Annotated in this window: 13 protein-coding genes; all 13 read left to right on the plus strand. The window is 39.2% G+C overall.

Going from position 1 to position 14,081, the window contains the following annotated elements:
• Positions 1 to 11: 11 nt before the first annotated feature.
• The 13 genes from flgH to BWD47_RS09310 all read left to right on the plus strand — a co-directional run bounded on the left by flgH (position 12) and on the right by BWD47_RS09310 (position 14,014).
• Positions 12 to 695, plus strand: coding sequence for a flagellar basal body L-ring protein FlgH (flgH, locus tag BWD47_RS09250; protein WP_036970191.1), 684 nt, complete (start codon positions 12 to 14; stop codon positions 693 to 695).
• A 12-nt stretch (positions 696 to 707) separates the two neighbouring features.
• The gene (locus BWD47_RS09255) at positions 708 to 1,802 is read left to right on the plus strand and encodes a flagellar basal body P-ring protein FlgI (protein ID WP_036970188.1); all 1,095 of its coding nucleotides are present in this window, start codon (positions 708 to 710) and stop codon (positions 1,800 to 1,802) included.
• A gap of 125 nt (positions 1,803 to 1,927) precedes the next feature.
• Complete coding sequence (flgJ, locus tag BWD47_RS09260) at positions 1,928 to 2,884, plus strand: flagellar assembly peptidoglycan hydrolase FlgJ (RefSeq protein WP_036970176.1); 957 nt, start codon at positions 1,928 to 1,930, stop codon at positions 2,882 to 2,884.
• A 13-nt stretch (positions 2,885 to 2,897) separates the two neighbouring features.
• Positions 2,898 to 4,961, plus strand: a complete 2,064-nt coding sequence (flgK, locus tag BWD47_RS09265) for a flagellar hook-associated protein FlgK (RefSeq protein WP_075593855.1) — start codon at positions 2,898 to 2,900, stop codon at positions 4,959 to 4,961.
• A gap of 2 nt (positions 4,962 to 4,963) precedes the next feature.
• Complete coding sequence (flgL, locus tag BWD47_RS09270; RefSeq protein WP_075593856.1) at positions 4,964 to 6,217, plus strand: flagellar hook-associated protein FlgL; 1,254 nt, start codon at positions 4,964 to 4,966, stop codon at positions 6,215 to 6,217.
• A 261-nt stretch (positions 6,218 to 6,478) separates the two neighbouring features.
• Positions 6,479 to 7,297 (plus strand): flagellin, encoded by an 819-nt coding sequence (locus BWD47_RS09275; protein WP_075593857.1) that lies wholly within the window; start codon positions 6,479 to 6,481, stop codon positions 7,295 to 7,297.
• 200 nt (positions 7,298 to 7,497) lie between these two features.
• Positions 7,498 to 8,313, plus strand: coding sequence for a flagellin (locus tag BWD47_RS09280; protein ID WP_075593858.1), 816 nt, complete (start codon positions 7,498 to 7,500; stop codon positions 8,311 to 8,313).
• Positions 8,314 to 8,399: 86 nt separating this feature from the next.
• Positions 8,400 to 8,801 (plus strand): flagellar protein FlaG, encoded by a 402-nt coding sequence (locus tag BWD47_RS09285; protein WP_075593859.1) that lies wholly within the window; start codon positions 8,400 to 8,402, stop codon positions 8,799 to 8,801.
• Positions 8,802 to 8,811: 10 nt separating this feature from the next.
• Positions 8,812 to 10,200: a flagellar filament capping protein FliD gene (gene fliD / locus BWD47_RS09290; RefSeq protein ID WP_075593860.1), complete on the plus strand. Its 1,389-nt coding sequence runs from the start codon at positions 8,812 to 8,814 to the stop codon at positions 10,198 to 10,200.
• A gap of 15 nt (positions 10,201 to 10,215) precedes the next feature.
• Positions 10,216 to 10,635, plus strand: coding sequence for a flagellar export chaperone FliS (fliS, locus tag BWD47_RS09295; protein WP_075593861.1), 420 nt, complete (start codon positions 10,216 to 10,218; stop codon positions 10,633 to 10,635).
• Positions 10,636 to 10,986 (plus strand): hypothetical protein, encoded by a 351-nt coding sequence (locus tag BWD47_RS09300; RefSeq protein WP_075593862.1) that lies wholly within the window; start codon positions 10,636 to 10,638, stop codon positions 10,984 to 10,986. It abuts the gene before it with no gap.
• Entirely contained in the window at positions 10,979 to 13,051 is a 2,073-nt protein-coding gene (locus tag BWD47_RS09305) for a 6-hydroxymethylpterin diphosphokinase MptE-like protein (protein WP_075593863.1), read from the plus strand. The genes BWD47_RS09300 and BWD47_RS09305 overlap by 8 nt, the downstream gene beginning before the upstream one ends.
• Before the next feature lie 177 nt (positions 13,052 to 13,228).
• Positions 13,229 to 14,014, plus strand: a complete 786-nt coding sequence (locus BWD47_RS09310) for a flagellin (protein WP_075593864.1) — start codon at positions 13,229 to 13,231, stop codon at positions 14,012 to 14,014.
• Positions 14,015 to 14,081: the final 67 nt, after the last annotated feature.

Consider the following 14,081-nt stretch of genomic DNA (forward strand, 5'->3'; position numbering starts at 1 on the left):
TAGGAGGCAGCATGCGTAACATTATCTTAGTCACATCAACAGCGTTATTGCTCGGTGGTTGTATGGCAACACAAAATAACCATGTGGTTCAGGATGACCCTTACTATGCGCCAATGTACCCAGAGCCTGCAGCAGAGCAAATGGTACCCACTGGTTCATTATTTGATAGTTATTTATCAAATGACCTGTATTCAGATAAAAAAGCGTTGCGGGCAGGCGATATCATCACGGTTAAACTGCAAGAATCGACTCAGGCAACCAAAGCGGCGAAAACCGAAACCGATAAAGAAACCGACGCAAGCCTTGACCCAGTCATTGGTTTAGGCGGCAATCCTGTGAATATAGGTGGTGATAGTATCCAATTTGGCATTGGTTCAGATTCATCATTTAAAGGTGATTCTAAATCGAATCAATCGAACAGCTTATTTGGTGATATTTCAGTTAATGTTATGCGAGTTTTGCCGAACGGTAACTTAGTGATCCGTGGCGAAAAGTGGCTTACTTTAAATACCGGTGAAGAGTTTATTCGTCTTGAAGGTTTAGTGCGTCCCCAAGATGTGACAGCAGATAATACGGTGACTTCAAACCGAGTTGCGAATGCGCGCATTCAATACTCAGGTAAAGGTCAACTTCAAGAAGCGCAAAGTGCGGGTTGGTTAACTCGCTTCTTTAGCAGTTCTATTTTCCCATTTTAGAGGATACAAATCATGAATGGGTTTAAATACATTATTGCTCTTTGCTTAATTAGCGTACAGTTTTCTGTTCAGGCTGAGCGAGTTAAAGATGTGTCTATGGTTGAGGGTGTACGCTCAAATCAATTAGTCGGTTATGGTTTAGTGGTGGGTTTACCTGGCACGGGCGAGCAAAGTCGTTTTACAGAGCAGAGCTTTAAAGCGATGTTAAATAGCTTCGGTATCACGCTTCCTGCGAACTTAAAACCAAAGATTAAAAATGTTGCAGCCGTTGCTGTACATGCCGAGTTACCCGCGTTTAGAAAACCAGGTCAAACCATTGATATTACCGTGTCTTCAATTGGCAGTGCAGGAAGCTTACGCGGTGGTACGTTATTACAAACCTTTTTGAAAGGGGTTGATGGTAATACGTATGCCATTGCACAGGGCAGTTTGGTCGTGGGTGGTCTAGGCGCAGAAGGTGCTGATGGCAGCCGAGTGATTATTAACACTCCCACCGTTGGCCGAATTCCGAATGGGGCAACGGTTGAGCGCGCTGTTAAAAGCCCGTTTATGCAAGGTGACTACATCACCTTTAATTTGAATCGTCCAGATTTCACAACGGCAAAGCGCCTAGAGCAAACTATTAATGATTTAGTTGGGCCAAACAGTGCTCAAGCAATTGATGCAGCGTCTGTACGTGTCATTGCACCGCGCGATGCATCGCAGCGCGTATCGTATTTATCAACGCTTGAAAACTTAGAGTTCACACCGGCTGATACTGCGGCAAAAATTATTGTCAATTCACGTACGGGCACCATTGTTATTGGTAAAAACGTAAAATTACAGCCAGCTGCAATTACCCACGGTGGATTAACCGTGACCATTGCTGAGCAGCAAAACGTATCGCAGCCGAATGCACTGAGCGAAGGCGAGACGGTGGTGACAAACCAAAGTATTATCGATGTTAATGAAGATGACTCTCGCGCTTTTGTGTTTAATCCTGGTATTAGCCTTGATGATTTAGTGAGAGCGATAAACGAAGTTGGTGCCGCCCCTGGTGACTTAATGGCTATCCTTGAAGCGTTGAAAGAGGCGGGAGCCATAAACGGGCAACTTGTTATTATATAATCAATTAAAAACGCGCTGAGCTCAGCGCGTTTTTTCATTTTTACCTTCCCTCAATCTGATAAATCCTCTTTTGGCGTAATTATTGCATTTGATTATGCATTATTAATTATTGTGTCAAAAAGCTGATGGATACGAATCATCTCGACAAGCAAAACTTTTTTGATTTAGGCAACTTAGACTCATTGCGTCAAAGTGCTCTAAAAAGTGATGCCTCTAGCGATGCGTCAAAAGAGGCGCTGAAAAAAGCGGCGGCACAATTTGAATCTATCTTTACGCAAATGCTGCTTAAAAGCATGCGTAAGGCTAATGAAGCATTTGAAGACAAAGACAGTCCGTTTAACTCGAGTGGCGTAAAATTCTTTGAAGAAATGCATGATCAACAGCTTTCTGTTGAGTTGTCTTCTAACGGCTCACTGGGTTTGGCTGATCTTATTGTGCAGCAGCTATCGCCCGACGGTAAGAAATTTACTCCTGGTTCCGTGTTAAGAACAACCGCAGAGTTTGATAGCGATAAGCGTGTTCGCGGTAATCAAGAAGCTAAGCCAGAAACACACCCAATGGCTGAAGTTGCCACTGATGAGCAATCAGAAAACCGCTTTGAAGATGCTGAGTCATTCATTAGCTCTGTTTGGGAGCACGCAAAAAATGCGGCTGAAAAAATTGGTTTAAACCCTGCTGTGATGGTTGCTCAAGCTGCGCTTGAGACAGGGTGGGGTAAGCATATTATTAGTAAAGCGGATGGCACCAGTAGTAATAACCTTTTTAACATTAAATCTGATAAGAGCTGGCAAGGTGACAAAGCAAGTAAAGTTACGCTTGAGTTTGAGCAAGGTGTGCCTGTTAAAAAGCATGCAAGCTTCCGTTCTTATCAGTCAATTAAAGACAGTGTGAATGATTTTGTTGATTTCTTAAATGAAAACCCACGTTATCAAGACGCATTAAAAAACACCGCAGAACCTGCAGCCTTTTTAGATTCGTTACAAAAAGCAGGTTATGCAACAGATCCAAATTATGCCAACAAAATTAAGCAGGTATTGAAGCGTGTTGAGCTTCAAAGCGTCGCTGCTTCATTGGTACGTTAAGGAGTAAGTCCTCATGTCATTCAGCTTATATGACATAGCAAATTCAGGTGTAAGAGCGAATTCTGAGCTTTTACAAACGACCAGTAAAAACATAGCCAATGTAAATACAGCGGGTTATGTTCGTGAGCGCACTGAGTTCAGCACCATGATCGACAACCAAGTTGGTCGGGGTGAAACGTATCGTTTACTCAATGAGTTTGCTCAAAAACAGCTAAATCGTGACACGTCAAATAAAGCATTTTTTGATCAGTTTGTAACAGAAGCAAGCCGAGTCGATAGCTTGTTTTCTGAAGAGTCGAATAGCTTATCAACCAGCATTAACTCGTTTTTTAATAATGTTCAAGAAAGCTTAAATCAGCCTTCATCGACGGTGGCGCGTTCGCTGGTTATGACAGATGCACAAAACCTGATTGATCAAATGGACAGGCTTTCAAGCATCGTGGTTGACCAGCAGACTGTTGTGAACGAGCAATTAGAAATTTTCTCGGACGAAGCAAATAACTTAATCCAAAGTATTAGCGAATTGAACTCTAAAATTGCCGCGGTGCATGGCACTGATCGTGAATCAGCGTCTAGCGGACTGTACAACGAGCGCGACAAAGCAATTCGTGACTTATCAGAACTCATTGATGTAGAAACTCTCAACGGTAATAACGGTGAGAAACAAGTCTATTTGGGATCTGGTCAAGCATTAGTGATGGAAAGCGGTACCTTTAACCTGTTTTCATTTACTGGCGATCCCGATCCCAGCTTCAAAGAGCTACATTTAGATGTTAATGGTGGCAAAGCCGTGCCGCTTGAGGTTGATGTAAGTAAACTTAAAGGCAAAATAGGCGGCTTACTGTCATTTCGTGATGACATTTTAGTGCCAGCCCAGAATCAATTAGGCCAAATGGGCTTAGCCCTTGCTGATGCCTTTAATCAGCAAAACCATTTAGGTATGGATGCCGATGGAAATTTAGGCGGTGATATATTTAAAATCCCCACGGTTGATGCATTTGCTTATCAAGCAAACACGGGCAACGGCAGTATTACTGCAAGCGTTGAAGCTGGTAAAGGCAATGAATTGCCAGCAAGTGATTTTATTGTAAAGTACAGTGGCACTAATGAAGTTGAAATTTACCCTGTTGATAATAAAGGCGAGACGATTAAGGATGCCAACGGCGATGAAATTTTTACTACAGCAGTCGTTGACCCAGCAACAGGTAAGGTTAATTCACAAAATAACCCAAATTTAGATTTATTCGGATTAGAGTTAACACTGGATATGTCTTCTTTACCTGATATTGATGATCAATTTATGGTCAAACTCAATTCTCAAGCATCAACAAGTTTAGAGCTTGCAACAAATCGCCCAGAAGATATAGCGCTTGCTTCACCTATTCGTACTGCAAACGATATTAATAATACAGGTACTGCCAGTATTTCAGCTGGTACGGTGTCTGATGTATCAAATTTTACAGATACCCCATCGTTACAATTACCAACAGGGTCTTTAACTTTAACAAAAAGCGCTGAAAACCCCGATATGTACACCTTAAGTGATGGTACGAATACGACAGCTCCATTTGCAATTGATTCTTCTGGTAAAAATGTTATTCACCAAGCTGAAACAGCGGGCGTGTTAGATGACATAACAACACTCACTGCGGAGCAAGTTGGCTTCGATTTTGATATTGAGGGGACGCCAGCTTTAGGTGATTCATTTACAATAGAGGCCAATGAAGATGGCTTTGATGATAACCGTAATGGGCAGTTTGTAGCTGATATTCAAAACTCAAATATAGTTAGACAAAATGTAGTCGGTAACGCTAGTAATAATCATCTAACCTTAAACAAAGCATATACTAGTTTAGTGTCGGATATTGGCGTTGTGACTAATCAGGCACAGACTAATGGTGCAGCATTTACTGCGCTCGCAGAGCAGTCTGAAGCGTGGTACGAATCTCTGTCAGGTGTAAACCTCGATGAAGAAGCGGCGAATCTATTGCGTTTCCAACAATCGTATGCGGCGTCTGCACAAGTGCTTGCGACTGCCCGTTCAGTTTTTGATACCTTATTAAGTGCGGCGAGGTAACTATGCGTTTATCTAATAATTTAATGTATCAGGGTAGTATTAATAAAATACTTGATGGACAACAAGGTGTGGCAAATGCCCAAGAGCGTGTAACAACGGGTAAAAAGTATTTATCGACCTCTGAAAGCCCGTCTGCTTATTCACAAGCAGCATTATATACGAATAAGATCCAAACAAATGAGCAATATACTAAAAATATTAATCAGTTGAATAATCGCTTAAATACTGAAGAAGTTGTATTAAAAGGTATTACAGATGCAATTCAAAAAGCGCAAACACTGACTATTCAGGCTGGTAATGGTGCGCTCAATACTAACGATAAAGCATCAATAGGCAAAGAGCTAGAAGAGCTACAGCAAACAATACTTAGTCTTATGAATACGCGCTCTGAAGATGGAAAATATATATTTTCAGGGTATCAAGATAGTATTCAGCCCTATCAATTTGATACCAGTTCAGGTGAGTTTGTTTATAATGGGGATCAGGGGCAGCATAGTATTTCAATTGCAGAGGGAGTCTCCATCAAGTCAAGTGATAACGGTTTTAATACTTTTGAAATGGTCAATGCTCGCTTAAATGTCGAGTCGAATATTGCTACAACAACGGGGGCTATTACTGCATCTGTGTTTGTTGATTCACAAGCTGAGTTTGATGCTTACCATAAAGCAAATTATAACTTTGCTCCTTCGGCAAGTACCACTGCAAATACATATACGGTAAGGTTAACAGCAGGCACTACAGCTGGTGATCCTGATGAATATGAAATCTTACGTGATGGTGCTGCGCTTACACCTGCCCAAACTGGTACGGTTTCTGAAAATGGTCAAATAAACTTTGCTGGGTTGAATATCGAATATTCAGGAGCTGCGCCTGGGGATATTAATTTTACTTTAGAGAAACCTCGCAAAGAAAATGTTCTAAATACTTTGGAGTCGCTTATTCAAGGATTAAATGATTCAACTTTGGATAATCGTGAGTATCAGCAAATGCTGTCAGACGCAACTACTCAACTAAGCAATGCAAATGAGCAGGTAGTATTTACTCAATCAAGTTTAGGTGGCCGAATGAATGCAGTGAGTGCCATTAGTGCCTCAAATAAAGCATCTGATATACAAAATCAAGCAAGCCGAGCAAACCTTGTAGAAGTTGATATGGCAGAAGCTGTTAGCGAGCTCACCAAACAAGAAACTGCATTGCAAGCATCACAAGCAACATTTGGCCGATTAGCTAACCTTTCTTTGTTTGATTACCTGTAAGCAGAATTAAATTGCCGTTTTGGTTAGAGCAAAGCGGCAAAAACCTCCCTCAAGTAGCGGCAATTAATTGTCGTATCAAAATTAAAAATTTACAACATTGTTATTTATATTGTTATCCATATTATTTTTAATTTAAAAACAATGGGTTGTGTTTTTTTTAATGTTGGCATATTTAATGCTTTTATTAATTTGTAATTATTTAATAGTGGTTCCTGTTAAACGTGTTGAACCACACTCTGTTTAACCTTTGGAGATGGTAAAATGGCATTAACAGTAAATACAAATGTAGCTTCACTTAATTCTCAGCGTAGTTTAGCAAACTCAACAAATGAGTTGAGTACGTCGTTTCAACGTTTGTCTTCAGGCTTACGAGTCAATAGTGCAAAAGATGATGCGGCAGGTTTACAAATTGGCACTCGGTTAGCGACACAAGTTAATGGTTTAAATCAAGCTGCACGAAATGCGAATGATGGTATCTCAATTGCGCAAACTGCCGAAGGCGCATTAGAAGAGACAACCAATATGCTTCAGCGTATGCGTGTTCTTTCAATTCAGTCAGCTAATGGTTCAAATAGTGCATCTGACCGAGCAGCGTTACAAAAAGAGTTTGAGCAATTAAATGAAGAGATTGATCGCGTTGCATCTGATACTACTTTTGGTGGGGTAAATATTTTGACCGGTACTTATGGGGCTGAATTCCAGGTTGGCGCAGACGCAAACCAGATTATCTCTGTTAAAGTTTCAGTCGCAATGAATTCAACAGGGCTTGCTACAGGTGCACTTGATATAAGCACAGCGGCGGGCGCGCAAACTTCAATAACAGCTATAGATGCTGCTTTAACAAGTGTTAATGATATTCGAGCAAACCTAGGTGCGAAGCAAAACCGTTTTAGCTCAACGATTCGTAACTTAACTAACGTATCAGAAAACGTATCGGCATCTAAATCACGTATAATGGATGCGGATTTTGCAAAAGAAAGTGCGAACCTTGCACGTAATCAAGTGTTACAGCAAGCGTCAAGCTCAATGCTAGCGCAAGCTAATCAGCAGCCTCAAATAGCCCTTTCGTTATTACAATAACTTTTATAGTAGTAAAATTAAAAGCCAGAGCATTGTTCTGGCTTTTAATTTTCTGAATTTTAGTAATAAATAATTTTTTTATAAAAAAAGCTAAAGTAACGTAATGAAGCGCCGATAACTTAACTGTAGGCAGGAATCATAGAGCTAATTACAAACTGTAAAGCTTGATTCCCATCTAGTTAAATTATTAGGAGGCTATCATGGCTTTAAGTGTAAATACCAATGTAATGTCATTAAATTCACAGCGTAATCTATCTAGCTCAACAAATGCGCTTTCAACATCATTCCAACGTTTATCTTCTGGTTTACGTGTTAACAGCGCAGCTGATGATGCGGCTGGCCTTCAAATTGGTTCACGTTTAGAATCACAAATGAAAGGCCTAGACCAAGCTGCTCGTAATGCTAATGATGGTATCTCAATTGCACAAACTGCTGAGGGGGCATTAGAAGAGACAACTTCTATGCTACAACGAATGCGCGTTCTTTCAATTCAGTCCGCTAATGGTTCAAACAGTGCTGCCGACCGTGCTGCACTACAAAAAGAGTTTGTGCAATTAAATGAAGAGATCGACCGTGTTGCATCTGATACAACGTTCGGTGGTGTAAATATTTTGACAGGTACTTATGGGGCTGAATTCCAAGTAGGCGCAGATGCAAACCAGACTATTTCTGTTAAAGTTTCAGTCGCAATGAATTCAACAGGGCTCGCTACAAATGCGCTTGACATAAGCACGGCGGCGGGCGCGCAAGCTTCAATAACAGCGCTAGATACTGCTTTAACGAGTGTTAATGATATTCGAGCAAACTTAGGTGCGAAGCAAAACCGTTTTAGCTCAACGATTCGTAACTTAACAAACGTATCTGAGAATGTTTCAGCTTCACGTTCACGTATCATGGACGCCGATTTTGCTAAAGAAAGTGCAAGCCTTGCTCGTAACCAAGTGTTACAGCAAGCGTCAAGCTCAATGCTTGCGCAGGCAAACCAGCAACCACAAATAGCACTATCTCTTTTATAATTTATAAACTTTAAACTAAAATTAGAAGGACTTGTGTACTGGTAAAGCTAGTGTACAGGTCCTTTTTGGGTTTTAGAGGTGTCAAAATGGATAATATTAATACCAACTTCAATAAAGACGGTTTTGCTAACATATCTGTGAAAGAGCCTGAGAATGAGCTAGTTGCTAAAAGTGTGAATCACCAAAATTCGATGAATGATGAAGCAAGGCGTATTAATAAGCTGGGGAGAAATGGCGAAGTGGAACAGAGTTTGCTTGAGTCTGTCGATAAGCTAGAAACTCTAGCTCAGCTAAATTCAAAGCAGTTTAAGTTTCATATTGATGAGCAAACAAAATCTTCAGTGGTGGTTGTAACAGATAAAGAAACAAATGAGGTTATTAGGCAAATACCGAGTGAAGAAGTATTGGAACTTGCAAGTAAGATAGATGAACTTCAAGAGCAAATATTCGGGCAACCTTTAGGGGTTTTGTTTGATCAAAAAATTTGAGGAGTAAAGTATGGCTAGCATAACTTCAGCGGGCGTTGGTTCGGGGCTTGATCTTGAATCGATTATTTCTGCAACCATTAAAGCAGAAAGAGTTGTTAAAGAAAGTCAGTTAAATGAACGTGAAATAAACTATACAACTGAATTATCAGGCGTTGGCACATTTAAGGCAGCCTTAGATACGTTCAATAAAGTTTTAGCGAAACTTGGTGATGCAGAAACTTATAATTCGCGCAACGTTACATTCAATAATGGTTTGGAGGAAACAGAGCAAGCGTTTGATGTTGAAGTTGGCAGCTCAATGCAAGCAGGTAATTTTTCTGTTGAAGTCTTACAACTCGCAAAGGGCTCTAAATTGCAATCAACGGCGCTCGGTTCTGTGGACAGTACCGTTGGTGCCGGAAACTTGACATTCAATGCTGGTGATTCTGAATTCATTGTTGCTATCGAAGCAACTGATACACTTGAAGACATACGAAATAAAATAAATAAAGCAAGTGAAAACTTTGGCGTCAGCGCGAATATTGTTAATAGTGACAGTGGCGCTGTATTAACATTTAGTTCATCAATTTCGGGCGATGGCAACACTCTTTCAGTAACCTCTGATGATGACTCCTTAGCTAGTATTGCTACAAGTACACCAAGTGGCAGTTCAGGTTTAACTATTCAACAGCAAGCTCAAGATGCTAATGCATTGATAAATGGACAAGTTGTGAGTAGCCCAACGAATGAACTAAAAGACAAAATTCAGGGCACAACGTTGACTCTTAAATCAGTAACCACAGAAGCACAAGAATTTAGTGTTTCTGTTGATCAAGGAGTAGTAAAAGAAACGCTAAATGAATTTGTCGATGCTTATAACACCTTAAAAAGTAAACTTGACTCTCTTTCTGACTCATCATCTGGTGCATTGGCTTCTGATAGTACTGTTAGAACAATGGAACAACAATTGCAGAGAATGTTTACTAACGAGCTTGGTGGCGCAACTGAAATACAATCTTTGATGGAAATAGGTATAACCTTTAACCGTGAGGGGGAAATGGAAATATCATCATTAGGTATTGGCACTATGCAAAGTGGCAAAGAGTTACTCAATAGTACTATTTCTGATAAGTACAGCGCACTGCAAAGTTTTTTTAGTGATGATGATGGTTTAGCCACAAGGGTTGACGACCTTATAGAGCTTTACACAGGTAGTAATGGCTCATTGTTAAAAAGAGAACAGTCCCTAAATGAATCGCTGGAGAAAGTAGAAACAGACCGTGATGCTTTAAGTGAACGCTTGGCAAACCTTGAAGCTTCTTTAAGAAGCCAATATGCCGCGCTAGACAGCATTATGGCGCAGTATCAAACATCGAGCTCATATATATCGAGTATTTTAACTAATACATCCAAAAGTTAAGTTGAAGAGGTAAAAATGAACTTACGCGCAAATACTTATCAAAAAGCACAAAAAGAATTTTCTCTTTCTGAGGCAGATCCGCACAAGGTCATTCAGATTTTGATGCGAGAATTTTTGACTCAGGTGTATCAAGCAAAAGCTTTTATGGGCCGCTCTGATATTGAGGCTAAAAATAATAGTATCAAGAAAGCTATTGGTATTATCGGAGGATTAAAAGGTGGCTTAAACTTTCAACAGGGCGGAGAGATAGCAAGTAACCTAGATAACCTTTATGATTACCTTGTCGTGAGGCTTTCTGACGCAAATACACAAAATTCGCCTGAAATACTTGATGAAATCAATGACTTATTTTCTCCGATAAAAGAAGCGTGGGATTCTATTTCTGAAGAAGATAAAAAGAAAGGCTTTGCACTGTTAGAGCAAAGTGGTGCATAAGTGAATACGTCACCTAGTGATACAGCTGTTCATCTTAGTAAGTACCTTGAAAGCTTGTTAGAAGCAGAACATGCCATGGTAAAGAAGGAAGATTATAGAGATTTAGCCGACGTTATTAATAAAAAAAATAATTGTTTAGCTGAATTACTTGAGCTATCTGAAAGCCTTGATGAACCAAGTAAAATTTTTATCAACGCATTTATAGCAAAGCTCAAGGTGGAGACTGACACTTTATATGCTTTAGTCGGTAATGAAAAAGCACGGTTGAAAACATTACTGGCCTCTATGAATACAAAAAAAAAGCAGCTAAAAATGTATTCAGCGGTTAAAGGAGCGAATAATAATGAATGATTTAACAACAGCTATAAATGAAAAGTTAGGCGAATTAGAGCGCTACCATGAATTTCTTCAAGTACAAATTGAAAATCGAAAGAAATATGAGGATGTACTTAACGGTTTTGTTCGGCCTGATTTTGATTTAGAAAAGATGTTTGAATCAAACATGCAAGCTTTTAAAGAAATTTATCCCGATATTTATAGAGTTTGTCTTAATTATCGGTTGTCGCGATTCGAACTGCGCATGGATGGGGTTAATATAAATCTTTATGATACAAAAAAAGATGTTTATTTATATGAAAAGGATGCCTACCAAGACTCGCTTGTACAATTTTTGAGTTTTCAAGAAAAACCGTTTGTGCTCACCAATAAGTTCTCTTTCCGTGATGAAATAAATGATGGATTTATTCATAGTAATTATTTAAATAAATTAGCGGTGAATTTAAAAAGGCAAAATGATAAAAAACTAAGTAATATATTGCCTGGCATTCTACCAAGTTTAATGTTACTTGGTGTAGGCTCTGGTTATCATATACAATTACTTTTAAATGAACATGTTATAAAAAAATTATATATATATGAGCCTTATTTTGATTTGTTTTACTTGAGCTTATATTTGACTAATTGGAATGATATTTTTACAAAGTTGCATGAGAACGGCACAGAGCTTCATTTCAGTGTAGGCGAATTTGATGATGATTCTGGTATAACTAAAGAAGTGGAAGCAGTTTTTCAAGAGTTTGGGCGCTTTTATTCTGGTTATAGTTATCTTTACAAAAATTATCATGACAGTTACCTTGATCTTATAGCTAAAAATCTATCACAGCAGTTTGTTGGTAATGTTTTAGGGTTAGGTTTTTATGATGATGCTATTTTAAGTATCGATAACTTTTCAAATAATTTTGATATACCTTTCCTTAAAGGTGAAAAGTCAGAAGAGTTTAAAGATATACCTGTGTATTTAGTTGCAAATGGACCTTCTTTAGATTCAGATATAAAGTGGTTAATTGAACACCAAAATAATGCTGTTATCATAAGTTGTGGTACTGCACTTAGTGCATTATATAAATATGGGTTAAAGCCAGACTTTCACTGTGAAATGGAACGCTGCCAAGTAACCCATGACGTTTTGGCATCGTTTTATGATAAAGAGTTTTTTAGTGGGATTACCTTACTTGCCTTAAATACAGTGCTGCCCTCAGTTTTTGCTATGTTCGAAAATAAAGTACAAGGCGTAAAATGGGGAGAGGCAAGTAGTAAAATCTTTATACAAGCATTAGGTCAGCAAAAAATGCCTGCCTTGCTAGTTAACTGCAGCCCAACGGTAAGTAATTGTGCATTGGCTTTTTGTGAAGAAATAGGCTTTACTGATATTACTTTATTTGGTGTGGATCTTGGCTATAAGTCTGAGCAACATCACTCGAAAAACAGCGTGTATTATAAAGATGAGAAAGACTCTGGTCTATATCAACAAAAAGCTAAATACAAGATAAAATGTAACTTTAATCCAGATGACTTCGTTGAAACTGATGAGATTTTTAAATATTCTCACTCAGTACTAGAAAGAACATTAGCGAGAAGCCCACACTTAAAAGTAAAAAATTGTAGTGATGGTGCTTATATTGAGGGAGCGTGTCCTATTCATTCTGATTCTCTAGTAAGCTCCAAGATAAAAGATAAAGCTAAATTAGTTTTGCATATTACTGATAAGATAAAAAGTTCAGAAATATATTCAGACGCTGCTTTCTCGTCTTTAGCTAATGATGTACCACTATTCGTAGACTTATGTGATTTATTTATTGAGCAACTTTCTGCTCAACCCATTTCGGCCGATGCAGTATTATGCACTTTAGATGATCAGGTTCGACGGCTCTCAAGTTTCAGTGACACAAATATTAGTTATTTTGAAGAGCTTTTACGCGGTACTATATTACATACCCACTCTATGCTAGTAAATTCGTTATATAGTCACTACGACGAGAAGCAAGCGTTAGAAAATTTTATCGATAGTGCATTAATAGTAAGTGAATATCTAGAGGCCATAAAAGAAGATTATATAAAGAGGTTTGGCAATTTGTAATTATAAGATGAGGTGAGTCTGCTATAATAATCTTCTTTTTTTGCTAACAGAAGACAGAAAAAGGTCCTGCTATGTATGCTAGTTTTTCAATAATCGAGGGTTACTAGTAGCGGTAAACAAGTACAAAATTTGGCAAATTAAGCTATAATTTAAGCAATCGGTTTGTCGGAGGCCGCTATGAAAATTCAATCACCCAATACCGGGTTATTCAATCAAACTCAGCAAGCAAATAACAAGCTTGCTGAACAATTAGCGACAGGTAAAAAAGTAAATTTTGCGGCGGACGATGCCGCTGCACTGCAAATTATTGATAGGCTAACCTCTCAGCAAAATGGTTATAGCCAAGCTATTAGCAATGCTTATGATGGTATTTCTTACTCGCAAGTGACTGAGTCTAACTTGTCGGGCGTTAACGATGCGGTGTCGCGAATCCGCGAGCTGTCTATCCAAGCAGGCAATGGTGCACTGACAGACAATGACAGAGCAGCATTGCAAGAAGAAGTAACGCAGTTGCAAACGCAGATCACAGAAACATTTGAAAATGCCACTTTTGGTGGTAAGCCATTGTTTGATGGTGAGCAAGTATCATTTCAAGTGGGACCAGATGCCAATACCACCCAGTCAATTACGCCGAGTAACGGCAGTATCGCCTCAGTGATTGCGGGTATTGATATCTCGACACAAGCAGGAGCACAAGCTGCGATTGATATAAGCGACCAAGCGAGCGAAGAAATTAACACGCAACGTACTGAGCTAGGTGCATTTCAAAACACTTTAGAAAGTACAATAAAAGGACTGGGTAACCAACGCGAAAACATCGCAGCAAGTCAAAGTCGAATTGAAGACACTGATTATGCAAAAGCGGTGTCTGATCAAATTGCTAATGATATTTTATCGCAGGCATCCGTTGCACTGCGTGGACAAGCAAACCGTTCTGCAGAATCAATTTTGGGTTTGCTTTAACCCTTTAGTATTAGTTATAGCTGCTAAGTGACTATTTTTTGGCGTTGATGTCAAAAAGTTGCCGCTT

The sequence above is a fragment of the Pseudoalteromonas sp. PAB 2.2 genome, assembly GCF_001938575.1.
Classification (GTDB): Bacteria; Pseudomonadota; Gammaproteobacteria; order Enterobacterales; family Alteromonadaceae; genus Pseudoalteromonas; species Pseudoalteromonas lipolytica.